A 26,918-nucleotide genomic window follows, 5' to 3' on the forward strand; every position below is an offset into this window, starting at 1 on the left:
GTCAGTCCTCGGAAATCCGGATTTCACTTGGGTCGATTGGCGAGCAGGTCGTCGACCACGGCAGGGTCGGCGAGGGTCGATGTGTCGCCGAGATTGCCGGTGTCGTTCTCGGCGATCTTGCGCAGGATGCGGCGCATGATCTTGCCCGAACGGGTCTTGGGCAGGCCGGGCGCGAATTGCAGGACGTCGGGCGTGGCGATCGGGCCGATTTCCTTGCGGACCCACTGCACCAGTTCCTTGCGGAGGTCGTCATTATCCTCGACGCCTTCCATGGTCGTGACATAGGCGTAGATGCCCTGTCCCTTGACCTCGTGCGGCATCCCGACGACCGCGGCTTCGGCAACCTTCTCATGTTCGACCAATGCGCTTTCGATCTCGGCGGTTCCCATGCGGTGGCCCGAGACGTTGATGACATCGTCGATCCGGCCGGTGATCCAGTGGTACCCGTCCTCGTCGCGGCGGCAGCCGTCGCTGGTGAAATAGTACCCGGGATACTGGCTGAAATAGGTCTGGAAGAAGCGATCGTGATCGCCATAGACGGTGCGCATCTGGCCCGGCCAGCTATCCGTGATGACGAGCGCGCCCGCCGTCGCGCCTTCGAGCATAGTGCCCTTCTCGGGATCGACCAGCGCGGGCTTCACACCGAACATCGGCTTCGACGCGCTGCCGGGCTTGAGGTCGGTCGCGCCGGGGAGGGGGGTGATCATCGCGCCGCCGGTCTCAGTCTGCCACCACGTATCGACGATCGGGCAGCGCCGTTCGCCGACGACGCGGTGATACCAGTCCCACGCTTCGGGATTGATCGGCTCGCCGACCGATCCGAGCAGCCTTAGCGAAGAGCGGTCGGTGCGGGTGACGTACTCGTCACCTTCGCGCATGAGTGCGCGCAAGGCGGTAGGCGCGGCGTAGAAGATCTCGACCTTGTGCTTGTCGACCACCTGCCAGAAGCGCGAGTGATCGGGATAATTGGGCACGCCTTCGAACATGACCTGCGTCGCGCCGTTGATGAGCGGGGCGTAGGCGACGTAGCTGTGCCCGGTGACCCAGCCGACGTCGGCGGCGCACCAGTAGACCTGGCCTGGCCGGTAATCGAACACGTATTCGTGCGTCATGCTGGTCCAAACCGCATAGCCGCCGGTGGTGTGGAGCACGCCCTTCGGCTTGCCGGTCGAGCCTGAGGTGTAGAGAATGAAGAGCGGGTCCTCCGCGTCCATCACCTCGGGTTCGCACTCGGCAGAGGCGTCGGCAATGGCATCGTGCCACCACACGTCGCGCCCGTCCTTCATGGCAACATCGCCGCCGGTGTGGCGGTAGACGATCACGGTCTTCGCCCGAGCCTTTTCGAGCGCGGCGTCGACATTGGCCTTGAGCGGAATGGCTTTGCCGCCGCGCAAGCCTTCGTCGGCGGTGATGACGATATCGGATTTGCAGTCCTCGATGCGCCCGGCGAGCGCATCGGGGGAGAAGCCCGCAAACACTACCGAATGCACCGCTCCGATCCGCGCGCAGGCGAGCATGGCGATCACCGCTTCGGGCACCATCGGCAGGTAGATCGTCACCCGGTCGCCTTTGGTGACGCCGTGCGCCTTCAGGACATTGGCGAATGCGCAGACCGCGGCATAGAGCTCGCGATAGGTGAGGGTGCGACCGGGTGTATCGGGGTGATCCGGCTCCCAGAGGATTGCGGGCACATCTCCGCGCGTATCGAGATGCCGGTCGAGCGCGTTGGCGCAGATATTGAGCTTGCCGCTGAGGAACCAGCCGATGCGGAAATCGGCTTCGTGGTAGCTCACATCCTTGAGCGTCTGCCACGGTTCGATCCAGTCGATCCGCTGCGATTCCTCGCGCCAGAAGCCCTCGGGATCGTCCACCGAACGGGCATACATTGCGTCGTACCTGGCCGGGTCGATCTTGGCTGTGCGCGCCCATTCCTCGGGCACGGGGAATATCTCTTGAGTCACGAATGTCTCCTGTCTCTCTTCGCAGAAAGACTAGGGGCTGGGGGCGTCCGAGAAAAGCGCGGACTTGCCTCAGGCGGCGTCGAGCACCTTGTTCATCGCCTGGATCATGTCGGCTGGCGGACAGGGCTTCGCGAGCGTGGTCGCGCCCGGGAACTGGGCCTCGACCTCTTCGCTCGAATGGCGGCCAGAATGGAAGATGATCGGAACATTCTCGTCCGCGAGCTTCTGCGCGAAGTTGAACACGTTGCCGTCGTTCAACTGGATATCGAGGATCGCGAGATCGGGCTTCTGCTTCTGGAAAGCGAGCATCGCATCCGAGATGCCTGCGTGGGGCCCCTGGACTTCGAACCCGGCTTCCTCAACGGTATCGCAAAGGTCGAACGCGACGATCATTTCATCTTCCGCGACCAGAATTCTGTGACTCATGCTGTCCTCCCAACCCGGACTTATTTTTCTGATCCCGGACTGAGTGTGTAACACAGCTTGGACAATTATGTTCCTATCAAGATCACTTATTCTGGCCGAATCTTTCCGAAAAGCCCTCTGAATCGCCCGCAGCGAGCAGTTTTGCCTGCTCGACCCACTGATCGCGCTCGATCCGGCCCGAAAACCGGCCGAGTGTCGCGTCGATTCGTTCGATGTCGGAAGCGGTCCAGGCGGCGATCTGTTCGAACCGCGTGACCCCCTGTTCGGCGAGCATCGTGACGAGCTTCGGTCCGACGCCCTTGATCTGTTTCAGGTCGTCCGCTTCGCCGGTAGGAGCCGGAGCCGGAGCCGGAGCCGGAGCCGGTGCGGGTTCGGGCATGGACGGGGTGACACTGGCGCCGGCTTCCGCGTCCGCGGAGGCTCCGGCAGCGGCGATCGTATCCGAATTGGCATTGGCCGATGTCTGCCCGATATCCTGCGCAACCGAGCGCGGGGCATCGATCAACGCCTGGTTGCGCCGGGCGCGCTCGGCGCCTTCATCGAGCACGTCGCCCTTCGTCTGGTCCACCACCTTGGTCCGGCGCCCGCCGAAGAAAACGAAGGCGAAAACCACGAGGAGAACGGCGATGGCGACGAGGATATAGGGAAGCATTTGAGCAAGCGTCATGGAGGGTGGCCTCTGGAAAAGGAGTTTGGTTTCGGCGGCCCCTTAGCAGCGGCAATCGCGCATGCAAAAGGGCCGGTGACCGCTTAACGGACACCGGCCCGAATGGTTGCAGCAAGGCCGCGATCAGCCGCCGGAGCGCATTCCCGCAGCGAGCGCATTGAGTTGCAGGAACTCCTGTCGCCAGTAATTGTCCTGGCTTCCGGCAAGCGCGCCGATATCGTCGTGATCGAACCCCATCATCAGCTCGTCGCCGCGCAGGACCTGGCCAAAGGCCGCGACCGCTGCGGCGAAGGCAAAGTCGCCTCGCGGGCTGCGTGCCCCATTCAGATCATCGGCATAGACGATCGTATCGATCAGCCGCGAGGTGTCGCCATCGGGCAGCTTGTAACGCAGCTTGACATGCGCGACTTCGGGAAGCCGCTTGTGCATGTTCGCTTCGGGGAACTGGCCATACCGGCGTGGCGCGATCCAGCCCTTCGTCCCGGTCGGCACGATCTCGTAAATCGCGGTAACCTGGTGGCCCGCACCGATATCGCCCGCATCGACCCTGTCGTTGTCGAAATCCTCTTCGCGCAGGATGCGGTTCTCGTAACCGACGAGGCGATACTGGCTGACATGCGCCGGGTTGAATTCGACCTGGATCTTCACGTCCTTGGCGATGGTGAAGAGTGTGCTCGACATCTCGTCGCCCAGCACCTTCTTCGCTTCGAGCGCGCTGTCGATATAGGCGTAGTTGCCGTTACCCTTGTTTGCGATCTGCTCCATCATCGCTTCGTTGTAATTGCCGGTCCCGAAGCCGAGCGTGGTCAGCGTGATGCCGGTGTCGCGCTTTTTCTCGACCAGTTCGACCAGCGCGTCGCGGTCGGAAATTCCCACATTGAAATCGCCGTCGGTGGCAAGGATCACGCGGTTGACGCCGCCCTCGATGAAATTGTCCTCGGCAATGTTGTAGGCCAGCTGGATGCCAGCGCCGCCAGCAGTCGATCCGCCCGCGGAAAGCTGTTCGAGCGCGCGCCGGATCTTCCCGGTGTCGTTGGTCGGCTCGAGCACAAGGCCCGCCGCGCCGGCATAGACGACGATCGAGACGCGGTCCTGTTCGCCCAGCTCACCCGCAAGGCCGGAGAGCGCAGTCTTGACTAGCGGCAGCTTGTCGGGCGCGCCCATCGAGCCCGAAACGTCCATCAGGAACACGAGGTTCGCGGGCGGGCGCTCTTCCGCATCGATATCGTAGCCGCGCAGGCCGATGCGCATCAGGTAGGTGTCCTCGTTCCACGGCGTCTTCGCGATATCGGTGGTGACGGTGAACGGCTGAGAACGGTCTGCGGGCTTGTCGTAATCGTAGCGGAAATAATTGATCATTTCCTCGGTCCGCACTGCCGCCTTGGGCGGCATCATGCCCTGGCTGAGGAACCGCCGCGTGTTGGCATAGGCGCCGGTGTCGACATCGACCGAAAAGGTGCTGACCGGTTCGGTGCTGGTGAGCTTGACCGGCGATACCTCCTCGCCGTCATACTGCTCGCGGCCGGGATCGGTGGGGACGACGACGGGCGGGATGCCGATCATTCCGCGCCTGCCTACCGCAGCAGACTCGGCATTCGCGAAACGCGAAGCCGTGACCTTGAGAGGCGAGGCAGCCGCTGCAGGGGGTGGCGGCGGTGGGGGAGGCGGTGGCGGCGGTGCCGCTTCGTATGAGGCGCAGGCCGCTACAAGTGCGCTCAGGATGGCAACGCCCGCGAGGTTTGAAAAACGCATTCTCGATCTCCCCGAATTACCCGGGGACGAGATTTTGCCGAGGGCCGTGAATAGCGACTGAACGCCCTGTAGGGGCGGTGAAATGTTGGTCTTTTTTGGCGGATAAGCACCGGAAATCAAACGGGTTTGACCGGCTCCGGTGGCGGTTCGGCGGGAACAACATTTTTTCGGAAAAGCACCTTGTCCGCATCATCGAAACCGCGTTTCCAGATGACGATCAGGTAAGTGCCCAGGATCGCCGGAACGCCGAACAACAGCTCGGCCCATTCGGGCAGCAGGGTGAACAGGAAGCCGACCACGACCGCCGGACCGGTCGCCCACACCAGTGCCCAGCGCCAATTCGAGACGGGCGCTTTGAGCAAGGTCTTGAGCACGAGCGACTTGACGAGGCTCGACACGCCCAGCGCGACGAACAACGCCGCCGCCGCACCTGCCGCCATGAAACCTTCGCCGAGTTCCAGGTGCCGCGCGAGCAGGATCAGCGCGACCGTGAGCACAGCCTGCAGCGTGATGATCCCGACCGAGATTGCGAGGTTCCGCTTGCGCGCGATGTAGACGAGCACGCTTTCCGACACGACCGCCATCGAGGCCACGACCTCCGCCGCGAGCAACAGCGCGAGCGCGCCGGTGCCGCCGACGATCGCGGGGCCGCCGAGACCCATCACCGCCTCGCCGGGAATCGCGATCATCAGCGCAATGCCGAGCTGCAGGGCGATGATCCAGAAGCCCACCTGCCGCACCTGCGCGGCGATCGCCTCCATGTTGCCGATCTTGAGATTCTTGGTGATCACCGGCGACAGGATCGGCTCGAACGAGGATTTGAGCTTTTGCGGCAGGCTCGCGATTTCCTTGGCGAAGAAGTAGATGCCGACGGCGGCGGGCGTGGTGAACTGGCCCAGGAGGAAGACGTCAAGCAGCCGTGTGCCACGTTCGATCACGTCAGCCCCGACGAGCGGGAGCGAGCGCACGGCCATCTTGCCGAGATAGCGAGGACGCGGACGCCACGCCTTGGGCAGGCTGTAGGTTCTCAGGAACGACCACAGCGCGACCAGCAGCGCGGCGTAGATCGAGGCGAGAAAGGCCAGCGCCAGTCCCCCTTCGCTGAGGCCGGGCACGAAGAACAGCGCTCCGACCGCGATCGAACGGGTCCACGGCTCGACGACGGCGCGGGCGCGAACCGTGGTGGCGATATCGTAGCGATAGGCCTGCGCGGCGAGCAGGATCTCGGTCAGCGCAAAGGCGGGAATCGCCGCGACCATCCACATGTCGAAATCGCTGCTCGTGCCGCTCGGGAAGATGATGACCGGGAAGACCAGGAGGATCGCCATCGCCGCCAGCGATACGATAAGCGAAGCCAGCATCCCGTCGAATACGAGGTTCGATTGCGGCACGCCCTCTTCCTCGGCGCCTTCGGTCAGGCGTTGCGCGAGGCCGCGCTTTTCCCCGAGCGCGCAGATCAGCGCGAAGATTTCGATGATGACGAAGGCGGCGGCGAAGCGGCCCATGTCGTCGACGCCGTAGAGGCGGTAGCCGATGAACAGGAAGGGGATGTTGCCGAGCAGACGGATGACGAAGCCCAGCGTATTGGTGCGACCGCCCCTGGCGAGCGTCGCCATATCGTCGCCGCCCTTTGCGGGTTCGGGTTGTGCAGGTGGCGTCGTGGAGCTCACGCGTCGGATTCCTGCTCGGCCTTGAGCGGACGGGCGAGCAATTCGGCGACGACGTCGCGCGGCGGCTGGCCATCGAGGATGGCGTTCACCGCCACGGTGATCGGCATGGCGATGCCGCGCTCTTCGGCGAGTTCGGCAAGCACCGGAGCGGTGTGGGCACCTTCGGCGACTGTGTGGCGGTCGGCCATCAGTTCGGCGGCGCTCTTGCCTTCACCCAGCGCCTTGCCGAGCGAGAAATTGCGGCTCGAGGTCGAGGAGCAGGTGAGCACGAGATCGCCAAGGCCGCATAGCCCTGCGAGCGTCTCTGCCCGCGCGCCGAGAGTTTCGCCGAAGCGCAGCATCTCGGCATAGCCGCGCGCAATGAGCGCGGCGCGCGCGTTCTGGCCGAGCTCCAGCCCGTCGACCACGCCGCAGGCAATCGCCAGAACGTTCTTGATCGAGCCGCCGATCTCTGCGCCGGTCACATCATCGGTGTAGTAGGGGCGGAACGCGGCGCGCGCGATGGCAGGAGAAAGGCGTTCCCACTGTTCGGTGCCGCCTTCACAGGCGAGCGTCACGGCGGTTGGCAGCCCGGCGGCGACTTCGTGCGCGAAGGTCGGGCCGGATAGCACCGCGATCGCGCTGCCGGGAGAAGCCTCGCGCGCCACATCGTTCATCAGCCGCTTGGTCCCCGCCTCGATACCCTTCGAGCACAGCACCAGGTCGCGCGGGGCCTGCGGAAGCTGGCCGAGGACCTTTCCGAGCACCTGTGCGGGCGTGACCGAGAGGACGATATCGAGCGCGCCAAGTTCGGCGAGATCTCCCGTTGCACGGATCGTCGCCGCGAGTTCGGCGCCGGGCAGGTAGATCGGGTTGCGGCGCTGCGAATTGATTGCTTCGACCACTTCCGGTTCGAATGCCCACAACACCACAGTGCGTCCGTCGCTCGCGAGCATCTGCGAAAGGGCGGTGCCCCATGCGCCTGCGCCGATAACTCCGATCGTCTGGCTCATGCCTTCACTCCTGCACCGCGAACCGCTTCCGCTTCGGGATCGAGCGGCCAGCGCGGCAGCGCCTTGAAATCGAGCGGGTCGGATTGGTCGAGCGGCAGGCGCTCGCATCCCGCCCAGGCGATCATCGCCGCGTTGTCGGTGCACAGCGCCAAGGGAGGCGCCACGAAGCGCATCGTGTGCTGTTCGGCAAGCTCTTCAAGTGCGGCCCGAATCGTCATGTTCGCCGCGACACCGCCGGCGACGACGAGCGCGGGCATTTGACCGGTCTCGCGAAGCGCCTTTTCGAGCCGGTCGATCAGGCAATCGACCGCCGCCTGCTGGAAACTGGCGGCAATATCGGCGCGAGTGTACTCGCCGCTTTCGACCGCCCGCAGCACCGCGCTCTTCAGTCCCGCGAAGGAGAAATGCGGTTCGGCGCTGCCCTTCATCGGGCGGGGGAGGGGGACCGCTTCGGGATCGCCTTCGCGCGCCAGTTTCTCGACCGCCGGACCGCCGGGATAGCCAAGGCCGAGGATCTTCGCGGTCTTGTCGAACGCCTCGCCCAGCGCATCGTCGATGGTGGTGGCGAGGCGGCGATATTCGCCGACCCCTTCGACGCTGAGGATCTGGCAATGCCCGCCGCTTACGAGCAGCAGCATGTAAGGAAATTCGAGATTTGCGTCGGCAAGGCGCGGCGAGAGCGCGTGACCCTCCAGGTGATTGATCGCCATCAGCGGTTTGTCGGCTGCCATCGCCAGCGCCTTGGCGCTCACAAGGCCGACCATCACCCCGCCGATAAGACCCGGCCCGGCGGTCGCGGCAATCGCATCGACGTCCGCCAGTTCCATCCCGGCATCGCCCATCACCGCTTCGAGCATCGGCGCGAGCCGCTCTGCGTGCGCGCGGGCGGCGATCTCGGGAACCACGCCGCCATAGGGCGCGTGTTCCTTTTCCTGGCTGGCGATACGCTGGGCGAGGATCGTCCGGTCGCTCGCGACCAGCGCCACCGCCGTCTCGTCGCAGCTCGATTCAATCCCGAGGACAATGTGCCTATCCGATCCCATCACGCTTCCATCTAGTTGATGCGCGGGCTAGGGCAAGCACAGCGATGGGAACTAATACACAAGCAGAAGCCGTGAAAATGCGGTTGGGGACGCGCAATTCGCCGCTGGCGATGGCGCAGGCGGTGGAGACGCGCGAGCGGCTGTGCGCCGCACACGGCTGGAGCGAGGAGCAGGTCGAACTGGTCCCCGTGACCGCGAGTGGCGACAAAGTGCTCGACCGCCCGCTGTCCGAGATCGGCGGCAAGGCGCTGTGGACCAAGGAACTCGATGTGTGGCTGGCCGAGGGAAAGATCGACGCGTCGGTCCACTCGGCCAAGGATGTCGAGACGATCCGTCCGGGGGAACTCCACTTCGCCGCGTGCCTGCCGCGCGCCGACCGGCGCGATGCGCTGGTGGGGGCGGCAAGCATTGCCGAAATTCCCGAGGGCGCGGTGGTGGGCACCAGTGCGCCGCGCCGCGCTTCGCAGCTGCTCAACTTGCGCCCTGACTGCACGGTGGTGACCTTTCGCGGCAATGTCGCGACCCGGCTCGGCAAGCTCGATGCGGGCGAGGCCGATGTGACGTTCCTTGCCGCTGCCGGTCTTGAACGGCTCGGTCAAAGCGATGTCGGCAACCCGCTGGAAAGCGAAGAATGGATTCCTGCTGCGGCGCAGGGCGTGATTGTGATCGAATGCCGCGTGGATGACGAGGCCGCGACCGAGGCGCTCGCGGCGATCGACCATGCCGCCACCCGCGCCGAGCTCGAGGCAGAGCGTACGCTTCTCGCCGAGCTTGGCGGTACCTGCCATTCGCCGGTTGCAGTGCTGTGCGAGGGCGGAACGATGCGTGCCGCCCTGTTCAGCGCCGACGGGTCGGAACGGGTCGAGGGCACGGCCAGCCTCTCGGGCGGAGATCACGCTTCGGTGAAGGCGCTCGCCGCCGACCTGCTCGACCGGGCCTCCCCCGCGATCACAAAGCTGTTCCAGCAAAGCGCGTGACCCAGGTCATCGCCATCCGGCCCGAGCCGGGGCTATCCGCGACACTGAATGCGGGGCGGGACCTGGGGCTCGAGATCACCGGCACGCCGTTGTTCGAGATCCGTGGCCTGGATTGGGATGTTCCCGATCCCGAACGCTTCGACGCACTGCTGATCGGCAGTGCCAACGCGATACGGCATGGCGGCGAAAACCTGCAGGCATTTCTCCGAAAACCCGCATACGTGGTTGGAAAATCGACTGAAAGCGCTGCGCGCGCGGCTGGCTTTTCTATCGCTTCGGTCGGTTCGGGGGGCTTGCAGGGCGTGCTCGATGCCGTCGAGCCGCCTGTACGCTTGCTGCGTATCGCAGGGGCGGAGCACGTCCCGCTGACGCCGCCCGAGGGAGTGAGCTTCGAAACCGTGATCGCCTACGAAAGCGTTGCCTTGCCGCTCGACGCCGCGATGTTCGCGGGGAACACCGGACGCTTGATCGTCCTCCTCCATTCCGCCGCCGCCGCGGAGCATTTTGCCGCCGAATGCGCCCGGCTCGGGATCGCCCGCTCCGGCATCGAGATTGCGGTGCTCGGTCCTCGCATCGCTTCAGCGGCGGGCAAGGAATGGCGCGCTATCCACGTTTCGCCGCGCCCCAACGACGTCGACCTGCTGGCCATGGTGCGCGGCTTGTGCCAATAATGCGTCGGTGGGAAGCGCCGAAAGGCGCACAAATCGGGTCTTAGAACGGGAAATATGGCTTCGAAATACGGCAGTCGGCGAAAGCCGTCCTCGAGCAAGGGGATGTTGCTGGCGGCAGTTTCGTCGTTCGCGCTGGGCGGCGCTCTTGTCGGCTACATCGTCTGGTACAATGTCGGCTCGCAGGAGCCGGCAGCAGTCGACGAGCCCGCAGCGCTCGTATCGGCCAGCCCCAGCGCCTCTCCGACCGAAACTCTGGCGCCGTCTCCGACGCCGATCGGCGAGCATGTCGAACCCGAAAGCGCCGAAGAAGCGGTCGAGGCGGTGAGCGGCCTTGCCGAGCAGCAGGGCGGGCTCGACCAGCGCCTCGCGGCGGCCGAACAGCGGCTGGCCCGGCTGGATCTCCAGGCGCAGGCCGCTGCCGGCAACGCCGCACGCGCCGAGGCGCTGCTGATCGCCTTTGCGACCCGGCGCGTTATCGAGCGCGGTGACGAACTTGGCTATCTCGCCGACCAGCTGCGCCTGCGCTTCGGCGACGAGCGCCCCAACGCGGTCAACACCATCATCAATTTCTCGCGGACCGATCCGCCGATCCGGCTCGACACACTGCTCGCCCGGCTCGAAGGGCTGGGCCCGCAGCTCGCAGAGCGCGACGAGGGGCCTTCATGGGCGGCTTTCAAGCGCGAACTGTCGCAGCTGTTCGTGATCCGCCGGGAAAGCACACCCTCGCCGCAGCCCGAACGGCGGCTCGAACGCGCGCGCTACGCGCTCGAACAGGGTCGCTACCAGAACGCGATCGATGAGATCCGCAATATGCCCGGTGCCGAGAAGGCCGAGGCGTGGATCGCCGACGCGGAAAAGTTCCGCGATGCGATGGCCGCGCTAGAGAATATCGAGACCGCGGCGGTCCTGGATCAGCGGGGGCTGCGCGACGGAGCGGGCAATCTGATCAACCAGCCGAGCCCGATCGAAGGTGCGGGCGACGATTAGTCCTTCAGCAATTCGGGCAGCTCGCCCGAGACGCCGCGCGCTTCGTCCATGAACCACGTCTTGAGCGGCCCGGTGCGCTGCACGCCGGCCATACCGAGGCGGCGCAGCGCCGAGGCAGCCTTGCCCGGCACGCCGAACAGGCGGGTGAGGCCGTCGGTAGCAAGCGCTACCATGAAGCTGTCGAGCCCGCGCCAGTTCTCGTAGCGCTTGAGCACCTGCGCATCGCCCGGATCGAGCCCGAGCCGCGCGCCGTCGGTGAGCACTTCGACCAAGGCAGCCGCATCGCGCAGGCCGAGATTGAGGCCCTGACCCGCGATCGGGTGGATGCCGTGCGCCGCGTCGCCCACCAGCGCAAGCCGCTCGCCGGTGATCTTGGCGGTGTGGTGAAAGCCCAATGGCCAAGACGAACGCTTGCCGACGCTCGTCACTTCGCCGAGCACATCGCCCATCCGCTTTTGCACCTCTGCGAGAAATGCCCGGTCGGAGAGTTTCATCACGCCAGCTCCGTCTTCCTCCGAGACGGTCCACACCAAGGAAGAGCGGTGCGTGCCGTCCGCATCGTCGTTCATCGGCAGCAGTGCGAACGGGCCTGCGGGATAGAAGATTTCCCACGCGATATTGTCGTGCGGTTTCGAATGGGTCAGCCCGGCAATCACCGCGCGGTGCTTGTAATCCCATTTGGCGATGGTGATCCCCGCCGCGTCGCGCGTCGGTGACTGGCGGCCCTCGGCCCCGATCATCAACCGGCCCTTGAGCTTCCGCGGTTCGCCGCCATCGACCGAAACCACCGCGGCGACGCCATATTCGCTGCGCTGGCGCTCGGTGACTTCGGCCTTGGAAACCCAGTTGATAAGCGGTTCGTCGGCGGCCGCCTCGAACAGCGCGAGGCGCAGACGGCGGTTCGGGAACATCCGCCCCAGCGTGCCTTCATGCGGTTCGGGCTGGAAATCGATCCGGCCCGGCCTGTTCTGGTCGGTCACCGCAATGCTCGCGATGTCGCAGGCGAATTTCTCGAGACTGTCGGCGATCCCGATATTGCGGAACAGGTGCCAGCTCGCGGTCGAGATCGCCGTTGCGCGGTCGTCGAAGCCTTCCGCGGTCAGCTCGGCCGGATCGGCGCGGTCGATCACGTGGCTCGAAAGCCCCTGCTTCGCCGCCGCCAGCGCCAGCGTCATGCCGACGAGACCGCCGCCGAGGATCAGAAGGTCGCGTGTGTCGTTCATCGGGTTTCCGTCACCTTGTTCGCGTTCATTGCGAATACCATTTGTCCCGCCTAGAGGTTCCGCCGTGTCCGAGGCAAGAATGTTCCCCTCCCTTTTGCGTCATTTCGCTGCATGGCTCGTTGCGCTCGCTGCAATGTGCGCGCTGGCGACCCCGGCGCTGGCGCAGGATATCCCGGCTGAGGCGCGGTACGGCGACGAGAACATGCCGGTCCAGCTGTTCGCCGAAGGTGTGCCGCAGCCGGGCCAAGAATGGATTCTGGCTTTGCGCTTCACCCCGAGCGGGCCGGAGTGGCACGGATACTGGTCGAACCCCGGCGATGCGGGGCAGGGGATGCAGCTGAAGCTCGCTCTGCCCGAGGGCTGGGAGATGGGCGAAGCGCTCTATCCGGTGCCCGAGACGCTGCTGATCTCCGGCCTCATGAACCACATCTACGAAGGCACCTATGCGGTGCTGGTGCCGGTGCGCGTGCCCGAGGATGCGCAAGTTCCCAGCATTCCCGACATAACCGGCCATGTCGAATACCTCGCCTGCACAGACCGGGTGTGCGTGCCGCAGGACGCGGTGCTGCGCGCGCAGCAAGGCGGCGATTTCGCCCGCTGGCGCGCGGAGATCGCGCCGCTGCTCGATGCCGAGGGCGCATTCGAGATCGCAGGCCAGCGCCTGCGGGTCACGATCCCGCTGCCCGAGAGTGTTGCCTTGCCGAAGCCGCATGTCTTCGTCGCCAACGAGCGGCTGGTCGCTTACGCTTCGGAACAGACTTTCCGGCGCGATGGAGACAGGCTCGTCGCCGAAATCCCGCTCGACGAATACGGGACGGGCGAGGCCGATGCGCTCACGGGCATCCTCGCTTTCGGAGACGGCTCGGGCGTGCGGTTCGAGGCTGCACCCGGCGAGGTTCCAGCTGGTGGCGAACTCATCGCAGGCCCTGTCGGCATGGCCACGCCGCCGCTCTGGACGCTGATTCTCGGAGCGCTGGCGGGCGGATTGCTGCTCAACATCATGCCCTGCGTATTCCCGATCCTGAGCCTCAAGGCGCTGTCTCTCGCCCGCGCTGGCGAGAGCGAAGCGCAGGCGCGCTCCGAAGGGCTGGCCTACACCTCGGGCGTGGTGCTCGCCTGCGTCGGGCTAGGCGCGCTGATGCTGGCCTTGCGCGCGGCGGGCGAGCAGGTCGGTTGGGCGTTCCAGTTGCAGGAGCCGGGCGTCGTAATCGTGTTGCTGGTGCTCGCAACGGTCATCACCGTGAATTTCGCAGGGCTGTTCGAGCTGCCTTCGCTGAGCTTCACCCAAGGCGGCAAACCGGGCGGAGCCTTCGCCACCGGGCTGCTCGCCGCCTTCGCCGCGACGCCGTGTACGGGGCCGTTCATGGCTGCCGCGCTCGGAGCCGCGTTGCTGCTCCCTGCGCCGCTGGCACTGCTGCTGTTCGCAATGCTCGGTTTGGGGCTGGCGCTGCCGTTCCTTCTGATCGGTTTCGTCCCCGCGCTGCGCAACAGGCTCCCGAAGCCGGGGGCGTGGATGGAGCGTTTCCGCAGGATCATGGCGGTTCCGATGGGCCTCACTGCGCTCGCGCTGGTCTGGCTCACGGTGCAGCTCGGCGGGAAGGGCTTTGCGCTGTTCGCGCTGGTGATGGTGTTCGGGATCGTGCTCGCGCTGGGCGTCGTCGGGCGGTTGCAGCAGGCGGGCAAAATGGCTTGGCCCGCCTTCGGCCTCGTCGCCGCGCCGTTCCTGATCTTCGGCGCCTTCGCACTGCCTTCGAGCTTCGAGACACAAATGGCTGGAAAGACAGAATCGATCCACGAGCCGATGGCCTTCAGCCGCGGCGCCTTGGCCGAGGCGCGCGCTTCTGGAAAGCCGGTGTTCGTGTGGTTCACCGCCGACTGGTGCGTGACCTGCAAGGTCAATGAAAGCGTCGCCATCGAGCGCGGCGCGGTGAAGGAAGCTTTCGAGCAGGCGGGTGTCTTGACGATGGTCGGCGATTGGACCGTGCGCGACGAGGAAATCACCTCCTTCCTGACCGAGCGCGGCGCGGCGGGTGTGCCGCTCTACCTGTGGTACGATCCCGGCGCGGAGGCCGAGCAACTGCCGCAGGTGCTCACTCCCGACACGCTGATCGGGCGGGCTGAAGCAGCAAACTAGACGCTTTTAGGCTTATACGGGCTCGAACCCGGAAGGGGTTCGCAAGGGCGACCGCCCGCCCGCAGCGATGCGGCCTTCAGGTCGCGTGAGCAAGGAGATCGCGTGCCCGAATGGGCGTGCGGAAGATCACAACGCGCGGCATTCGCTGAGCAATTCCTCGGGCAGCCGGCTCGGGTTGATCGTCACCATCCCGGCACCGGGAACCGTTGCAGTGACCTGACGCGGACCGTTGAGCGGCTCCCAGCGGGTGTCGGCAGCATCGATCTCGCCTTGCCAAACGGTGCGGCTGCCGATTTCGGTCGCTTCGACCTCGATCCGCCCGATCGCGCCGTTCCCGATCAGCGCCAGCAGCGCGCTCGCGCCTTCGTCGGCAGGGGCAAGCCGGGTGATCCGCAACGCCTCGGACCGGCCCTCGCGCTCGATACACGCAAGTGCCAGCAGCGGCGGCTGTCCCGGGACGCCGTAGATGATGCGGTTCTCTTCGGCGGAGGGCGCCCAGATCGCGCCTTCGGTATCGGGCGAGGGCAACGGCTCGGAGGCGAAGGTCGGTTCGTCTTGCGGCATCTCGCGGTCAAGATCGGCATCGGTCGGCGGCGGCTTGCAGCCGGCAGTACCGCCCAGAACCAAAGCGAGAATCATCGAAGCGAATGCGCAGCGCATTGCGGCGCTATGGCAGACTTTCCGCCGCGCAAAAACGGCAGTCTCGCCGCTACCCTCAGAGCGGTTTGACGAACTTGAACAGGAACCGGTCGGTCTTTCCGCGGACAGCGGGGTCGAACACGTTGACCGAGAGGTCGTCCTCCGGATTGGCCAGGATGTCGCTTGTCGCCACCAGCACGAAGCCTGCGCGTTCGAAATCGGCCTTGACCACGTCCGGATCGATCCGGTGGGTGGCGTCCACGACTTCGCGCGTATCGCCGGGTTGGCCGGTGTGGTCGATGATCCCGACGATGCCGCCCGGCTTCATTGCGGAAAAGAGCGCCGCGACGTAGGCATCAGGATCGGTGAAGGGGATGTCGTAGCGCTCGGAAGTCCAGTAGATGTCGTGGTAATTGAGGTTCATGATCGCGAAGTCGAGGCTGTCGGCTTCGTAGGCAAATTTTTCGAACGGATAGCGGATGAGCGACACGCCGGGCGCCCGTTCCAGCAAGGCCGCCCACCCCGCGACAGCCTCCTCGCTGGTGCTGAATTGCTGCGGATGGAGCGCGACGACCGATCCGGTGGGTCCGACGACATGCGCCATGATTTCGCTCCAGTAGCCGTTCCCGGGGATCAGGTCGGCGGCGACCATGCCCTCTTCGAGGCCGAGGAAGGCGAGCGTTTCGGCAGGCTTGCGGATTTCATCGAGCGCGCGGGCCTCTTCGGGACGGTCGGGCACGGCGACGGCGGCGGCGATCGTCTCGGGCTCATGCGCGAGGGCAGGGGTGGCGGTGAGCGCAAGCGCGGATGCGGCGGCGAGAGTAAAAGCGAGGCGTTTCATAGTGGTAGTCTCCCGTGTTGGGGAGAATGGAAGCGTGTTCGCCCGCAGGGGCAAGCGCCAGTCTGACCAGCGACGTTCAGGCTCGACGAGGGGCGTTCAGGCTCGACGAAGAGCGTTGGGGAGCTACGCAGCTCGGGGCTGGATGCGGTCAAGCTCGCCGTTGAGCGCGCGTTTCGCGACACGAAGCTCAGCACTGGTCTGAATGCGCAGAAAAAAGCCATCGGACATACGGAAATACCGCGCGAGGCGCAGGTCGAGTTCGCCGTCGATACGATCCTCGCCATCGATCACGGACTGAAGGCGAGAGATATCGACCTCGATGGCGCGGGCCAAAGTGGCAGTGTCGAGCCCAAGCGGCTCCATGAATTCCGAGACCAACACTTCGCCCGCATGGGGAATGTGCAGCCAGTCTTCGTCAGTGGTAGTCGACGATTTCGACATCGTACGCGTTTCCGTCCTTCCAGACGAAACATATACGCCATTTCATGTTAATTGAAACCGAATGCTGCCCGACGCGGTCGTCTACGAGTGCATGCAAGCGGTTGCTCGGAGGGGATTTGAGGTCCTCAAGCGTTTCTGCTGCGTCGATCATGTTGAGTTTGATGAGGGCGCGCGACTGAATATCGGCAGGAAGCTTACGGCTACGCCGACCGGACCAGATGCGTTCGGTTTCCTTGTCGGCGAAGGATTGTATCATGATCAGTCGAAAGCCCCGCCGTATGCCAAAATGACGTTTGCAATTTTTCGCGCCTCATCTTGGCTCAAATCAAACGGGAGGTTCCCGATCTTGACGATGACGTCTTCGCGAATTGGCACGGGAACGACATTGCCACCTACTGAGGTCGAAGGAGGGGGGGGCGGGGGAGAAAGGCTGGCGGTCTTATGCGGCGGGCGTTTGACCTTAAGACTAGTTTGCTTCCCCTTATCTGGCTTTGGCTTGACAGACGAGCGCCCGGCTGGTCGAAACCCGACTGGGTCGGCCCTATACGCGGCAAAATCCTCAAGAGCGGTTTTTACTCGGCTCTTGTACGATTGCAGGCTCTCCGAGGAATACTGTTGACCGTGTTTGGTAGCAAAGCGTTCGATTGCATCCTCGACCTCGATTGCCAGGACGTCTGCCGCCTCGTCTTCTCCAAGCGAAGAGATGACCTTGTTGGCTGCCGCCTTCCGCGACGAGATCGTATTTCCAGGCGCGTAACCTTTGTCCGCCATCCAGTCCAAGAATTCCAGCAATCCAGCAATGGTAGTTTCGAATGACATCCCAGCCTCCTTGATGGAGACATTATGATGAAATCAATTTGCAATTGCAAGGTATGGATGTGGAAAATGTCCTATCAAGGCTTTCCACCCATCCGCTTGTACCGAGTCTTCCCATACCGCGTCTTGCGCGTCCCCGGTCGGCCCGCATCCGAACGACCCACGCGCGGGGCCTTCTTGTCCGCATCGGGCAGGCCCAGCTCGTCGTTCTCCAGCCGACGGATTTCGTCGCGCAGCCGCCCGGCTTCCTCGAATTCGAGGTTTGCCGCCGCGTCGCGCATCCGCTTTTCGAGGTCCTCGATATAGGCGCGCAAATTGTGGCCCACGAGATTGTTGACCTCGTCCTCGATCTCGACCGTCACCCCATCCTGCGATGCGGTGTGCGCGACGATGTCCTGGATATTGCGCCTGATCGTGGTCGGCGTGATGCCGTGTTCCTCGTTATAAGCCTGCTGCTTGGTGCGGCGTCGGTCGGTTTCCGCCATCGCGCGTTCCATGCTGCCCGTCACCCGGTCGGCGTAGAGGATCACGCGGCCATCGACATTGCGCGCGGCACGGCCGATGGTCTGCACAAGCGAGGTTTCGGAGCGCAGGAAGCCCTCCTTGTCGGCATCGAGGATGCACACGAGGCCGCATTCGGGAATGTCGAGCCCTTCGCGGAGCAGGTTGATGCCGACGAGAACGTCGTAGACGCCCATGCGCAGGTCGCGGATCAGCTCGATACGCTCCAGCGTCTCGACGTCTGAGTGCATATAGCGCACGCGCACGCCCGCCTCGTGCATGAATTCTGTGAGGTCTTCAGCCATGCGCTTGGTCAGCGTGGTGACGAGAGTGCGATATCCCTTCTTCGCGGTCGCAAGGCATTCCTGGATGCAGTCCTGCACCTGATCCTCGACCGGTTTGATCTCGACCGGCGGATCGATCAGGCCGGTGGGGCGGATCACCTGTTCGGCGAAGACGCCGCCGGTCTGCTCCATCTCCCAGTTTCCGGGCGTTGCCGAGACGCAGAAGGTCTGCGGGCGCATCGCGTCCCATTCGTTGAAGCGCAAGGGGCGGTTGTCGATGCAGGAGGGCAGGCGGAAACCGTATTCGGCAAGCGTGATCTTGCGGCGATGGTCGCCCTTCGACATCGCGCCGATCTGCGGCACGGTCTGGTGGCTTTCGTCGACGAACAGCAGTGCGTTTTCGGGAAGGTATTCGAACAGGGTCGGCGGCGGCTCGCCCGGAAGTCGCCCGGTAAGAAAGCGCGAATAGTTCTCGATCCCCGCGCATGAGCCCGTGGCGGCGATCATTTCGAGATCGAAATTGGTGCGCTGTTCGAGCCGCTGATGCTCGAGCAGCTTGCCCTCGGCCTCGAGTTCCTCGAGCCGGTGTGCGAGCTCGAATTTGATCGCCTCGGTGGCTTGCTTCATCGTTGGCCCGGGCGTGACGTAGTGCGAATTTGCGTAGACGCGCACCTTGTCGAGCGATGCGCCTTTCTTACCCGTCAGCGGATCGAATTCGCTGATCTCCTCGATCTCGTCGCCGAAGAAGCTGATGCGCCATGCCATGTCTTCGTAGTGCGAGGGGAACAGCTCGAGATTGTCGCCGCGCACGCGGAAGTTGCCGCGCGCAAAGGCGGCATCGTTGCGCTTGTATTGCAGCGCGACGAGTTTGCGGATCAGCTCGCGCTGGTCGACCGTCTCGTCTTTCTTGATGTCGAACACCATCGCCGAATAGGTCTCGACCGAGCCGATACCGTAAAGGCACGAAACGCTAGCGACGATGATCACGTCGTCGCGTTCGAGCAGCGCGCGCGTGGCCGAGTGGCGCATCCGGTCGATTGCCTCGTTCACGCTCGATTCTTTTTCGATATAGGTGTCCGAGCGGGGGACGTAGGCCTCCGGCTGGTAGTAATCGTAATATGAAACGAAATACTCGACCGCGTTGTTCGGAAAGAAGCTCTTGAATTCGCCATAGAGCTGCGCGGCGAGGATCTTGTTCGGCGCGAGGACAAGCGCGGGGCGCTGCAATTCCTCGATCACCTTGGCCATGGTGAAGGTCTTGCCCGATCCGGTTACACCGAGCAGCGTCTGCGTCTGCTCGCCGTCGCGGGCACCGGCCACCAGCTCCGCGATCGCGGTGGGCTGATCGCCCGAGGGTTCGTAATCCGACACCAGCTCGAACCGCTTGCCGGGCATCGATTTTTCGGGGTGTTCGGGGCGGTGCGGGGTGAATTCCTCGCCGGTTTCAGGTTCGTCGAGTCCGCGTCGGATGATGAGTTCGGCCATGGCGGGAACATATGGGGAATGGAGTCGCGTTCGGCAATTCTTTGCCGTGATTTGTCGCACTCCAACCGGATTACCTGCCGTCGGGAAGCGGCACGTGATCCATGCCATATCGTCCGTGCCAGTTCTTTCGCGGTTTCGCGACGAGGGTGGAAGCGAGAATGTCGCCCAATGCCGGGCATTCTCTCGGTTTCCGGCTCGCCATTGAGATACGCGGCGCGCTTCTCTACGCTGCCCGTCAAAAGACAAGAACGGTCGCATCGAATCGAGAGAATTGAGGAGATGGACGATGAAGAACCTGGCTCTTGGAACCGCAGCGGTGCTTTTGGTGGCTGCATGCGGGGGTGACGCCTCCAGCAACGACACCAGCGCGTCTCAGGATGCGAGCGACAGCGCGATGACGATGGACGAAGTTGCATCGGCCGCAGCAAGCTCGGACGTCAAGCCGATGCCCGGGAAGTACCGCAGCGATGTCGAACTGATCTCGCTCGATATGCCGGGCGCACCCCCGCAGGTGGCGGACATGATGCGCGGGAGAATGTCGCGCAGTTTCGATTATTGCCTGACGCAGGACGATGTCGATGAAGGATTCAAGGAAATGACGCGGAAGTCGCAGGAGGGTGACTGCACCTTCCAGCGCTTCGACGCGACCGGTGGCAACATCGATGCCGAGATGACCTGCAAGACAGGAGGGGGCACGATGACCATGGTCATGGAAGGCACGGGCACACCGACGTCTTCCGACGTGACGATGACCATGAGCGGAGACATGGGCATGGGGCCGACGACCATGAAATTCCGCGCCCAGCACGAGCGGATAGGCGACTGCTGAGGCCGCACTCGGCCCTCCCAATTCCACGACCGGCATACGACGGCGCGCGCAATCGCTTGCTTCACCGTGCATTCACTCGTTGAGTGTATTGTTACAGTTCCATGGCAACCCGCGCGCGCCTTTTCGACCGATCCAAGCTGCCCAAGCTGCCTTTGGGCGAAATCGATCTTGCGCGTCGTATCGAGCTGGCGCGCGAGGAGTGCGACAGCGAGGACGAGGAGAAGGGGCGCCCCACGCTGCGTCGCATGCTGGGAGAGCTCGAAGTTCTGACCGAGCCGGCCCGGCGGCTGGTTCGCGGCAAGCTCGATATTCCGGCGACGAGTTCGCCCAAGACCGTCCTGATCCTGCCCGGCTTTGCCGCCCATCCGGCGCGCATGCGCTATCTTGCGCGCAATCTCGAGCGTGCAGGGCACAAGGCGAAACGCTGGGGGCTCGGGTTCAATTGGGGCGCGGACGAGAAGACGTTCGAAAAGATGGAACGCCGCCTGATCGAGATTCGCGAGCGCTACGATCGCCCGATCGTCCTGCTCGGCTGGAGCCTAGGCGGGCTTTACGCCCGCGAATTGGCCAAGCGCCAACCCGACGGGGTACGCAAGGTGATCACAATGGGTTCGCCGTTTTCGGGCAGTCCGCGCGCCAACAATGTCTGGCGGGTCTATCAATTCGTAGCCGGGCACCGGGTCGATGCTCCGCCGGTAAAGGCAGACCTCGCCGTCAAACCGCCGATGGAAACCGTCGCCATGTGGAGCCCCAACGACGGTGCGATCGCGCCGCGCAGCGCCGCCGGTCACCCCGGCGAACGCGACCGGGCAATCGCCTTGCGATGCACCCATCTCGGCTTTTCCTACGCCCCCGAGGCGATTTACGCGGTTCTTTCGGAACTTGAGCGCGACTGATCCTTTGGTTTGTTAGACTTTCTTTTCGCGCACATACGGCTAAGCTGATTGTGCAACTGCTAACAAACTGGGGGATCGATGGTCGGCCACGTGCAAGGACAGCCGGACACATTCGATGAAATGTGGGACGCGTCACGCGACACGCGTCCCGCCTACACAGACTACTGCACCTGGTTCGACGAGCAGGAAAACGACTGGCTGCGCCGCAAGGCGGTGGAAGCGGACGACAGTTTCCGCCGCACCGGGATCACCTTCAATGTTTATGGCGAGGAAGAGGCGGAAGAGCGCCTGATCCCGTTCGACATGGTTCCGCGCATTATCACCGCAGGCGAATGGCGCAGGCTGACCCGCGGGATCGAGCAGCGCGTACGGGCGCTGAACAGCTTTCTCTATGACATGTATCACCGGCAGGAAATCGTTCGTTCGGGACGCGTGCCGGAGCGGCTGTTCCGGCAGAACGATGCCTGGCTGCCCAACATGGTCGGGTTCAGCCCGCCCGGAGATATCTACACCCACATCGTCGGCATCGACCTGGTGCGCACGGGACCGGACGAATGGTTCGTGCTGGAAGATAACGCCCGCACGCCATCGGGGGTCTCCTACATGCTGGAGAACCGCGAAACGATGATGGCGATGTTCCCCGACTTGTTCAGCCGGGTCGCTGTCGAACAGGTTTCGAACTACCCGCGCCGCCTCGCGCGCAGTCTCGCTGCGTGCGCGCCGCCCGCCTATGACGGTGCCGGCGGATCCAAGCCCACCGTCGCGGTGTTGACGCCGGGTATCTACAACTCGGCCTATTTCGAACATGCCTTCCTCGCAGACCAGATGGGCGCGGAGCTTGTCGAGGGCAGCGATCTAAGAGTGAAAGACGGACGGGTGCAGATGCGCACCACAATCGGTTTCAAGCCGATCGACGTGCTCTATCGCCGGGTCGACGACGACTACCTCGATCCGCTCACCTTCGAACCTGACAGCGTGCTCGGCGTTCCGGGGATCATGGACGTCTACCGGGCCGGGGGGATCACGATCGCGAATGCTCCGGGGACAGGGATCTGCGACGACAAGGCGATCTATTCGTTCATGCCCGAGATCGTCGAATTCTATACCGGCGAGAAGCCGCTGCTGCCCAATGTCACCACCTGGCGCTGCGCCGATCCGGACAGCCTCGGCTATGTGCTCGACAACCTCGAAGAGCTGGTGGTCAAGGAAGTGCACGGTTCGGGCGGTTACGGAATGCTGATCGGCCCGACCGCTTCGAAGAAAGAGGTCAAGCAATTCCGCAAGAAGCTCGAAGCCAATCCTGAAAACTATATCGCGCAGCCGACGCTCGCGCTGTCGACCTGTCCGATCTTCACCAAGAAGGGCCTGGCGCCGCGCCATGTCGATCTGCGCCCGTTCGTGCTGGTGTCGCCCAACGGGATCGACATCACGCCCGGTGGGCTGACCCGCGTTGCGCTGAAGAAAGGCTCGCTGGTGGTGAACTCGTCGCAGGGCGGCGGCACCAAGGACACATGGGTGTTGAAAGACTGATGTTAGGACGCACCGCCAACGGATTGTTCTGGATGTTCCGCTATCTCGAGCGGGCCGAGAATACCGCACGCTTGCTCGAAGCGGGCCTGCGCATGGCGCTGACCCGCGATCTGGTCGCTGCCGAGGACGAGTGGCGGTCGGTCATCGCGACCAGCGGCACCCAGTCGCTCTACGAGGCCGAATACGATGTGTACGACGGAACGTCGGTCTGGAATTTCGTGCTGCGCGACAAAGCCAATCCCGCCAATGTCCGCGAGATGTTTGGCGCGGTGCGCACCAATGCGCGGCTCGCACGCACCAACATTTCGAGCGACGTCTGGGAAGCGGTCAACGAGAACTGGATGGCGCTCGACAAAATGCTGGCGCGTCCGGTCAGTCAGGGATCGGTGGGTGAGGTCGTGCGCACGATCCGCCGCGCCGGGATGCGCGTTCACGGCGCACTCGACGGCTCGATGCTGCGCTCGGAAGCCTATCACTTCGCGCGCGCCGGCACCTTTATCGAGCGCGCGGACAGCACAGCGCGGATCCTCGACATGAAGTATTTCCTGCTTCTGCCATCGGTCTCCTACGTCGGGTCGAGCCTCGACACCGGGCAGTGGGAGCAGGTGCTGCGATCGGTCGCGGGCGCACGCGCCTACAGCTGGCTCAACGCCGGGCAGATGGATGCGCGCGGGATCGTCGAATTCCTGGTGCTCGATGACCGCTTCCCCAGGGCCCTCGCCTTTTGCCGCAGCGCCCTGCGTGACAATCTCGCCGCGCTTGCCCGTCTCCACGGGCAGGAAGGCACCTGCAACGAACTGATGCGCGATGCCGACATGCACATCGCCAACCTTACCGTGGACGAGATTTTCGAACAGGGGCTGCACGAATTCCTGATCGACTTCATGGCCCGCAACGCCGCGATAGCCAGCGCTATCGCCGAAGATTACCGGTTCCTGTCATGAAACTCTCAATCCGCCACACGACGCATTATTCATTCAAAGAGCCGGTGGTGCACGCGCTGCAGCGCCTGCGCCTGAAGCCGAAAGAGACGCAGGGGCAACGCATCCTGAAGTGGGACATGACCTACGAGAACGCGCAGCCCGAACTCGAATACGAAGACCAGCACCACAATACGGTGACTCTGGTCGCGGTTGAGCCGGGCGCGAGCGAGGTCAGGGTGACGTGCGCGGGCACTGTCCAGACGCAGGACGAAAGCGGAATTATCGGTCGCCATTCGGGGCACCTGCCGCTTTGGAGCTTCCTCGGGCAGACCCGGCTGACCAAGCCCGGACCCAAGATGCGCGCACTGGTCAAGGAGATCGAAAGCCCGGACGATGATGACGACAAGGTCGCATTCCTGCACCGTTTGTCGAGCAGGATCCTCGAGGCGGTGCAATACGAAACCGGAAGAACCGGCGTTTCTACCACCGCGGAGGAAGCGGTCGTTTCCGGACACGGTGTGTGCCAGGATCACGCGCATATCTTCATCGGTGCCGCGCGGGCGGCGGATATTCCCGCGCGCTACGTCAGCGGCTACCTGATGATGAACGACCGGATCGAGCAAGAGGCGGCACACGCCTGGGCCGAAGCGCATGTCGACGGGCTCGGCTGGGTGGGGTTCGACATTTCCAACGGTATCAGCCCCGATCCGCGCTACGTCCGCGTCGCGACCGGACGCGATTATCGCGATGCGGCGCCGATCACCGGCATTACCTTCGGGTCGACCGAGGAGATGCTCAAGGTGGATATCGCGGTCGAGCAGCAGCACGAACACCAGGAACAAGCGCAGCAATAGTGCTTTCCGCTTCGGCCCACTTGGGCTAGCGCGCGGCAGCCGTTCTTGGGAGAACCCACATGACTTACTGCGTTGGCATGGTGCTCGACAAAGGGCTGGTGCTGATGAGCGACACCCGGACCAATTCCGGCGTCGACAACATTTCGGTGTTTCGCAAGATGCACCACTGGGAGGTGCCGGGCGAGCGCATCATCGCGGTGATGACGGCGGGCAACCTTGCCACCACGCAGGCTGTGGTCAGCCAGCTCGAGGAGCGCACCAAGGAACCCGACGAGCGCGACAACACGCTGATCAAGGGCAAAACGATGTTTAACGTCGCGACCGAGATCGGCAAACTGCTGCGGCAGACGATCGAGGAGGTCCAGGCGGACAACGGCGATCGCGGCAAAGGGCGTTTCACCGCATCGATGATCCTGGCCGGACAGATCAAGGGCATGGAGCCGCGCCTGTTCATGATCTACCCCGAAGGCAACTTCGTCGAAGCCAGCTGGGACACGCCGTTCTTCCAGATCGGGGAGACCAAATACGGCCGTCCGATTATCCTGCGCGCCTATGACCGCAACATGAGCTTCGAGGATGCGGTCAAGCTGCTGATGGTGTCGTTCGACAGCACTTTGAAGGCGAACCTCTCGGTCGGCTTGCCGCTCGATTGTCTGGTGATCGGCAAGGACGAATTCGCGCCGACGCACGAACATCGCGTGACGCAGGACGATCCCTATTTCGACGCGATCTCGTCGGGTTGGGGCGATGCGCTGAAATCGGCCTTTCACTCGCTGCCTAACTACAGTTTCGATTCGCAGTCCTGATCCGCCGCAATCCGTGCGACCCGAGGAAACACCTAGGCGATGCTTGGCATTCCGCTTCATTTTGGAGGAAATTTTTCGGAGGCTGAGCGGCGTAAAGAATGATATCAGGCAGCCCGTCGATCCATAGTCGAGTAATCCTCGCGTGAATTAGCATGCGATCCACGCTCAATCGGATCGCATGCCAAGCAAATCCTCTCTGCACTTCATCGATCCATCGAGCAGGCATCGTGCCGAACTGGCGCGCGTGGGCTTCCAGCTGGGCCACCATTCCGAAGTCTATGGCAATCTAGACGAACTGTCTGTCCATCCGCCGCGCGATGGAATCATCGTGGCGCGGGATGTGATGCAGGAGGGCGGCATCGCCGGTATCCTGGATCGTCTCGGTCGGCTCGGGATCTGGCTGCCCGTGATAGCGGTGGAGGAACAGCCTAAGCCGGGTAGGATCGTCGAGGCGATCAAGGCGGGGGCGCTCGATTATCTCCCGCTTCCGCTCGATCCGGAGCGTTTCGGTCTGTGCCTTGCGCGGATCGCCAAGGAGGCCGAAGTGTTCGGCGCGGCGCGCAGGCGCATGATCGAGGCACGCGACCTGATCGCGAGTCTCTCGGCACGCGAGCGCGAAGTGCTCGATCTGCTCGCCGATGGCAGCAGCAACAAGGTGATTGCGCGCGATCTCGGCATCAGCCCGCGAACGGTCGAAATCCACCGCGCCAACATGATGGCCAAGCTGGGTGCCCGGCACGCAGCAGAGGCGGTGAGGCTGAAGCTCGACGCCAAGCTGGAACCTCGCCGGGCCTGACCGTCGTCGCGCGCGGGATCAGCGGCAGAATTGCGCGCCCGTGCCTTCGAGATGGAAATGGTCTTCGTGCGCGCGGTTGTAATCCGGCCCGAGAACCGTGCCGAAGCGCTTGCACGCGCTCTTGTGGACCACGCGGAGGAATTCGCGTTCGGCGGGGGTGCCGCCGTGCCAGTCGTCTGTAAGGCTGATCCGCCGCCCGTCTTCCAGGACGAAGGCCGATACATCGATCGCCCCCGCAGTGGCGTGGGCCGAACGGCGATCCGATCCCGCGACATTGCGGCAGGCATAGCTGCCCATGGTCTCTATCCGCTCGAGCCGGCTGCCGAGCAATTGGCGCGCGGCGCGGTCGACACCGAAGCGCGCCCAGGCGTTGAAGGCTTGCGCGGTGCGGCATTGGACCGGGCCGATATTGCTGACCCCGAATTGCGACATATCGCCCGACAAAGCCGAAAGCTGGACCGTGCCGAGCTTGTTGCAACCCGGCCCCGCATAAGTGTCGGGCAGGGCGGAGAAACGCGCTCCGGCGCTGGTGAGATCGGCGATGCAGGCGGCATCGGCCCTACGCGGAACGATGGCAGTCGGGGCAGACGCAACCCGGCGCGGCGATGAAACCGGCTTGGCCGGCGTGGTGCTCGCACGATCCGGCGCGGAGGCAGGGCTTCCGTTCGCCGATGGAATTAGGCTTCCGCACGCACCGAGCGCCAATGCGCCTGCCAGCACAGCGAATTGCCTGATTGTCGCGAGCTTCTCCATAGGCCGGGACTATCGGCCGAA

The 26,918-nt window shown here is 64.0% G+C and carries 27 protein-coding genes; 11 read left to right on the plus strand and 16 right to left on the minus strand.

Annotated features, from left to right (window positions below):
- Nucleotides 1-23: 23 nt before the first annotated feature.
- The 7 genes from acs to tsaD form a co-directional block, all read right to left on the minus strand.
- Nucleotides 24-1,961, minus strand: coding sequence for an acetate--CoA ligase (gene acs, locus ACI5KX_RS05945; protein WP_406809758.1), 1,938 nt, complete (start codon nt 1,959-1,961; stop codon nt 24-26).
- A 69-nt stretch (nt 1,962-2,030) separates the two neighbouring features.
- Nucleotides 2,031-2,387 carry a response regulator gene (locus ACI5KX_RS05950; protein ID WP_406809759.1) on the minus strand — a complete coding sequence of 119 codons (357 nt, stop codon included), beginning with the start codon at nt 2,385-2,387 and terminating at the stop codon, nt 2,031-2,033.
- 82 nt (nt 2,388-2,469) lie between these two features.
- Complete coding sequence (locus tag ACI5KX_RS05955; protein ID WP_406809760.1) at nt 2,470-3,054, minus strand: helix-hairpin-helix domain-containing protein; 585 nt, start codon at nt 3,052-3,054, stop codon at nt 2,470-2,472.
- A 123-nt stretch (nt 3,055-3,177) separates the two neighbouring features.
- A complete protein-coding gene (locus ACI5KX_RS05960) occupies nt 3,178-4,806 on the minus strand; it encodes a vWA domain-containing protein (RefSeq protein ID WP_406809761.1) in 1,629 nt (542 codons plus the stop codon).
- A gap of 116 nt (nt 4,807-4,922) precedes the next feature.
- Nucleotides 4,923-6,422, minus strand: coding sequence for a lipopolysaccharide biosynthesis protein (locus ACI5KX_RS05965; RefSeq protein ID WP_406811327.1), 1,500 nt, complete (start codon nt 6,420-6,422; stop codon nt 4,923-4,925).
- A 50-nt stretch (nt 6,423-6,472) separates the two neighbouring features.
- Nucleotides 6,473-7,468 carry an NAD(P)H-dependent glycerol-3-phosphate dehydrogenase gene (locus tag ACI5KX_RS05970; protein WP_406809762.1) on the minus strand — a complete coding sequence of 332 codons (996 nt, stop codon included), beginning with the start codon at nt 7,466-7,468 and terminating at the stop codon, nt 6,473-6,475.
- A complete protein-coding gene (gene tsaD, locus ACI5KX_RS05975; RefSeq protein ID WP_406809763.1) occupies nt 7,465-8,511 on the minus strand; it encodes a tRNA (adenosine(37)-N6)-threonylcarbamoyltransferase complex transferase subunit TsaD in 1,047 nt (348 codons plus the stop codon). The genes ACI5KX_RS05970 and tsaD overlap by 4 nt, the downstream gene beginning before the upstream one ends.
- 77 nt (nt 8,512-8,588) lie before the next feature.
- Here tsaD and hemC point away from each other — a divergent pair, with 77 nt between their 5' ends.
- From hemC to ACI5KX_RS05990, 3 genes are read left to right on the plus strand one after another with little or no spacing between them, the layout of a single operon-like run.
- The gene (gene hemC, locus ACI5KX_RS05980) at nt 8,589-9,488 is read left to right on the plus strand and encodes a hydroxymethylbilane synthase (RefSeq protein ID WP_406811328.1); all 900 of its coding nucleotides are present in this window, start codon (nt 8,589-8,591) and stop codon (nt 9,486-9,488) included.
- Nucleotides 9,485-10,159 (plus strand): uroporphyrinogen-III synthase, encoded by a 675-nt coding sequence (locus ACI5KX_RS05985; protein WP_406809764.1) that lies wholly within the window; start codon nt 9,485-9,487, stop codon nt 10,157-10,159. The genes hemC and ACI5KX_RS05985 overlap by 4 nt, the downstream gene beginning before the upstream one ends.
- Nucleotides 10,160-10,213: 54 nt before the next feature.
- Nucleotides 10,214-11,146 (plus strand): hypothetical protein, encoded by a 933-nt coding sequence (locus tag ACI5KX_RS05990; RefSeq protein ID WP_406809765.1) that lies wholly within the window; start codon nt 10,214-10,216, stop codon nt 11,144-11,146.
- On the opposite strand, the gene ACI5KX_RS05995 is transcribed toward ACI5KX_RS05990, so the two are convergent.
- Entirely contained in the window at nt 11,143-12,369 is a 1,227-nt protein-coding gene (locus ACI5KX_RS05995; protein ID WP_406809766.1) for an FAD-dependent monooxygenase, read from the minus strand. The two genes, ACI5KX_RS05990 and ACI5KX_RS05995, sit on opposite strands and share 4 nt — an antisense overlap.
- 64 nt (nt 12,370-12,433) lie before the next feature.
- On the opposite strand from ACI5KX_RS05995, the gene ACI5KX_RS06000 reads away from it, so the two are divergent.
- Complete coding sequence (locus ACI5KX_RS06000; RefSeq protein WP_406809767.1) at nt 12,434-14,503, plus strand: protein-disulfide reductase DsbD family protein; 2,070 nt, start codon at nt 12,434-12,436, stop codon at nt 14,501-14,503.
- A 126-nt stretch (nt 14,504-14,629) separates the two neighbouring features.
- Here the strand turns inward: ACI5KX_RS06000 and ACI5KX_RS06005 are convergent, their stop codons facing one another.
- The 7 genes from ACI5KX_RS06005 to ACI5KX_RS06035 all read right to left on the minus strand — a co-directional run bounded on the left by ACI5KX_RS06005 (nt 14,630) and on the right by ACI5KX_RS06035 (nt 19,712).
- Nucleotides 14,630-15,142, minus strand: a complete 513-nt coding sequence (locus ACI5KX_RS06005; RefSeq protein WP_406809768.1) for a hypothetical protein — start codon at nt 15,140-15,142, stop codon at nt 14,630-14,632.
- Between the two features lie 76 nt (nt 15,143-15,218).
- Complete coding sequence (locus ACI5KX_RS06010) at nt 15,219-15,983, minus strand: class I SAM-dependent methyltransferase (protein ID WP_406809769.1); 765 nt, start codon at nt 15,981-15,983, stop codon at nt 15,219-15,221.
- A 123-nt stretch (nt 15,984-16,106) separates the two neighbouring features.
- Nucleotides 16,107-16,424: a HigA family addiction module antitoxin gene (locus ACI5KX_RS06015; protein ID WP_406809770.1), complete on the minus strand. Its 318-nt coding sequence runs from the start codon at nt 16,422-16,424 to the stop codon at nt 16,107-16,109.
- Nucleotides 16,399-16,680, minus strand: a complete 282-nt coding sequence (locus ACI5KX_RS06020; RefSeq protein ID WP_406809771.1) for a type II toxin-antitoxin system RelE/ParE family toxin — start codon at nt 16,678-16,680, stop codon at nt 16,399-16,401. Before ACI5KX_RS06020 ends, ACI5KX_RS06015 begins: the two co-directional genes overlap by 26 nt.
- Nucleotides 16,681-16,682: 2 nt before the next feature.
- On the minus strand, nt 16,683-17,243 hold the full coding sequence (locus tag ACI5KX_RS06025; protein ID WP_406809772.1) for a hypothetical protein: 561 nt from the start codon (nt 17,241-17,243) through the stop codon (nt 16,683-16,685).
- A 74-nt stretch (nt 17,244-17,317) separates the two neighbouring features.
- The gene (gene uvrB / locus ACI5KX_RS06030) at nt 17,318-19,510 is read right to left on the minus strand and encodes an excinuclease ABC subunit UvrB (RefSeq protein ID WP_406809773.1); all 2,193 of its coding nucleotides are present in this window, start codon (nt 19,508-19,510) and stop codon (nt 17,318-17,320) included.
- A gap of 70 nt (nt 19,511-19,580) precedes the next feature.
- On the minus strand, nt 19,581-19,712 hold the full coding sequence (locus ACI5KX_RS06035) for a hypothetical protein (protein WP_406809774.1): 132 nt from the start codon (nt 19,710-19,712) through the stop codon (nt 19,581-19,583).
- Between the two features lie 84 nt (nt 19,713-19,796).
- Here ACI5KX_RS06035 and ACI5KX_RS06040 point away from each other — a divergent pair, with 84 nt between their 5' ends.
- The 7 genes from ACI5KX_RS06040 to ACI5KX_RS06070 all read left to right on the plus strand — a co-directional run bounded on the left by ACI5KX_RS06040 (nt 19,797) and on the right by ACI5KX_RS06070 (nt 26,144).
- On the plus strand, nt 19,797-20,339 hold the full coding sequence (locus tag ACI5KX_RS06040; protein ID WP_406809775.1) for a DUF3617 domain-containing protein: 543 nt from the start codon (nt 19,797-19,799) through the stop codon (nt 20,337-20,339).
- A 101-nt stretch (nt 20,340-20,440) separates the two neighbouring features.
- A complete protein-coding gene (locus ACI5KX_RS06045) occupies nt 20,441-21,235 on the plus strand; it encodes an esterase/lipase family protein (RefSeq protein ID WP_406809776.1) in 795 nt (264 codons plus the stop codon).
- 120 nt (nt 21,236-21,355) lie between these two features.
- Complete coding sequence (locus ACI5KX_RS06050) at nt 21,356-22,765, plus strand: circularly permuted type 2 ATP-grasp protein (protein WP_406811329.1); 1,410 nt, start codon at nt 21,356-21,358, stop codon at nt 22,763-22,765.
- A complete protein-coding gene (locus ACI5KX_RS06055) occupies nt 22,765-23,709 on the plus strand; it encodes an alpha-E domain-containing protein (protein WP_406809777.1) in 945 nt (314 codons plus the stop codon). Before ACI5KX_RS06050 ends, ACI5KX_RS06055 begins: the two co-directional genes overlap by 1 nt.
- Nucleotides 23,706-24,542, plus strand: a complete 837-nt coding sequence (locus ACI5KX_RS06060; RefSeq protein ID WP_406809778.1) for a transglutaminase domain-containing protein — start codon at nt 23,706-23,708, stop codon at nt 24,540-24,542. Before ACI5KX_RS06055 ends, ACI5KX_RS06060 begins: the two co-directional genes overlap by 4 nt.
- A gap of 59 nt (nt 24,543-24,601) precedes the next feature.
- A complete protein-coding gene (locus ACI5KX_RS06065; RefSeq protein WP_406809779.1) occupies nt 24,602-25,348 on the plus strand; it encodes a peptidase in 747 nt (248 codons plus the stop codon).
- A 178-nt stretch (nt 25,349-25,526) separates the two neighbouring features.
- On the plus strand, nt 25,527-26,144 hold the full coding sequence (locus tag ACI5KX_RS06070; protein WP_406809780.1) for a response regulator transcription factor: 618 nt from the start codon (nt 25,527-25,529) through the stop codon (nt 26,142-26,144).
- Nucleotides 26,145-26,162: 18 nt separating this feature from the next.
- Here ACI5KX_RS06070 and ACI5KX_RS06075 read toward each other — a convergent pair whose 3' ends face one another.
- The gene (locus ACI5KX_RS06075) at nt 26,163-26,897 is read right to left on the minus strand and encodes an extensin family protein (RefSeq protein ID WP_406809781.1); all 735 of its coding nucleotides are present in this window, start codon (nt 26,895-26,897) and stop codon (nt 26,163-26,165) included.
- Between the last annotated feature and the right edge of the window lie 21 nt (nt 26,898-26,918).

This window comes from Erythrobacter sp. GH1-10 (assembly GCF_045363165.1).
Taxonomy (GTDB): domain Bacteria; phylum Pseudomonadota; class Alphaproteobacteria; order Sphingomonadales; family Sphingomonadaceae; genus Erythrobacter.

Coding starts and splice junctions, on each gene's coding strand:
- ACI5KX_RS05950 (WP_406809759.1), bottom strand. CDS start 2,387: ATGAGTCACAGAATTCTGGTCGCGGAAGATGAAATGATCGTCGCGTTC.
- ACI5KX_RS05955 (WP_406809760.1), bottom strand. CDS start 3,054: ATGACGCTTGCTCAAATGCTTCCCTATATCCTCGTCGCCATCGCCGTT.
- ACI5KX_RS05960 (WP_406809761.1), bottom strand. CDS start 4,806: ATGCGTTTTTCAAACCTCGCGGGCGTTGCCATCCTGAGCGCACTTGTA.
- ACI5KX_RS05965 (WP_406811327.1), bottom strand. CDS start 6,422: ATGGCGACGCTCGCCAGGGGCGGTCGCACCAATACGCTGGGCTTCGTC.
- ACI5KX_RS05970 (WP_406809762.1), bottom strand. CDS start 7,468: ATGAGCCAGACGATCGGAGTTATCGGCGCAGGCGCATGGGGCACCGCC.
- tsaD (WP_406809763.1), bottom strand. CDS start 8,511: ATGGGATCGGATAGGCACATTGTCCTCGGGATTGAATCGAGCTGCGAC.
- hemC (WP_406811328.1), top strand. CDS start 8,589: ATGCGGTTGGGGACGCGCAATTCGCCGCTGGCGATGGCGCAGGCGGTG.
- ACI5KX_RS05990 (WP_406809765.1), top strand. CDS start 10,214: ATGGCTTCGAAATACGGCAGTCGGCGAAAGCCGTCCTCGAGCAAGGGG.
- ACI5KX_RS05995 (WP_406809766.1), bottom strand. CDS start 12,369: ATGAACGACACACGCGACCTTCTGATCCTCGGCGGCGGTCTCGTCGGC.
- ACI5KX_RS06005 (WP_406809768.1), bottom strand. CDS start 15,142: ATGATTCTCGCTTTGGTTCTGGGCGGTACTGCCGGCTGCAAGCCGCCG.
- ACI5KX_RS06010 (WP_406809769.1), bottom strand. CDS start 15,983: ATGAAACGCCTCGCTTTTACTCTCGCCGCCGCATCCGCGCTTGCGCTC.
- ACI5KX_RS06015 (WP_406809770.1), bottom strand. CDS start 16,424: ATGTCGAAATCGTCGACTACCACTGACGAAGACTGGCTGCACATTCCC.
- ACI5KX_RS06020 (WP_406809771.1), bottom strand. CDS start 16,680: ATGATACAATCCTTCGCCGACAAGGAAACCGAACGCATCTGGTCCGGT.
- ACI5KX_RS06025 (WP_406809772.1), bottom strand. CDS start 17,243: ATGTCATTCGAAACTACCATTGCTGGATTGCTGGAATTCTTGGACTGG.
- uvrB (WP_406809773.1), bottom strand. CDS start 19,510: ATGGCCGAACTCATCATCCGACGCGGACTCGACGAACCTGAAACCGGC.
- ACI5KX_RS06035 (WP_406809774.1), bottom strand. CDS start 19,712: ATGGCGAGCCGGAAACCGAGAGAATGCCCGGCATTGGGCGACATTCTC.
- ACI5KX_RS06040 (WP_406809775.1), top strand. CDS start 19,797: ATGAAGAACCTGGCTCTTGGAACCGCAGCGGTGCTTTTGGTGGCTGCA.
- ACI5KX_RS06045 (WP_406809776.1), top strand. CDS start 20,441: ATGGCAACCCGCGCGCGCCTTTTCGACCGATCCAAGCTGCCCAAGCTG.
- ACI5KX_RS06050 (WP_406811329.1), top strand. CDS start 21,356: ATGTGGGACGCGTCACGCGACACGCGTCCCGCCTACACAGACTACTGC.
- ACI5KX_RS06055 (WP_406809777.1), top strand. CDS start 22,765: ATGTTAGGACGCACCGCCAACGGATTGTTCTGGATGTTCCGCTATCTC.
- ACI5KX_RS06060 (WP_406809778.1), top strand. CDS start 23,706: ATGAAACTCTCAATCCGCCACACGACGCATTATTCATTCAAAGAGCCG.
- ACI5KX_RS06065 (WP_406809779.1), top strand. CDS start 24,602: ATGACTTACTGCGTTGGCATGGTGCTCGACAAAGGGCTGGTGCTGATG.
- ACI5KX_RS06070 (WP_406809780.1), top strand. CDS start 25,527: ATGCCAAGCAAATCCTCTCTGCACTTCATCGATCCATCGAGCAGGCAT.
- ACI5KX_RS06075 (WP_406809781.1), bottom strand. CDS start 26,897: ATGGAGAAGCTCGCGACAATCAGGCAATTCGCTGTGCTGGCAGGCGCA.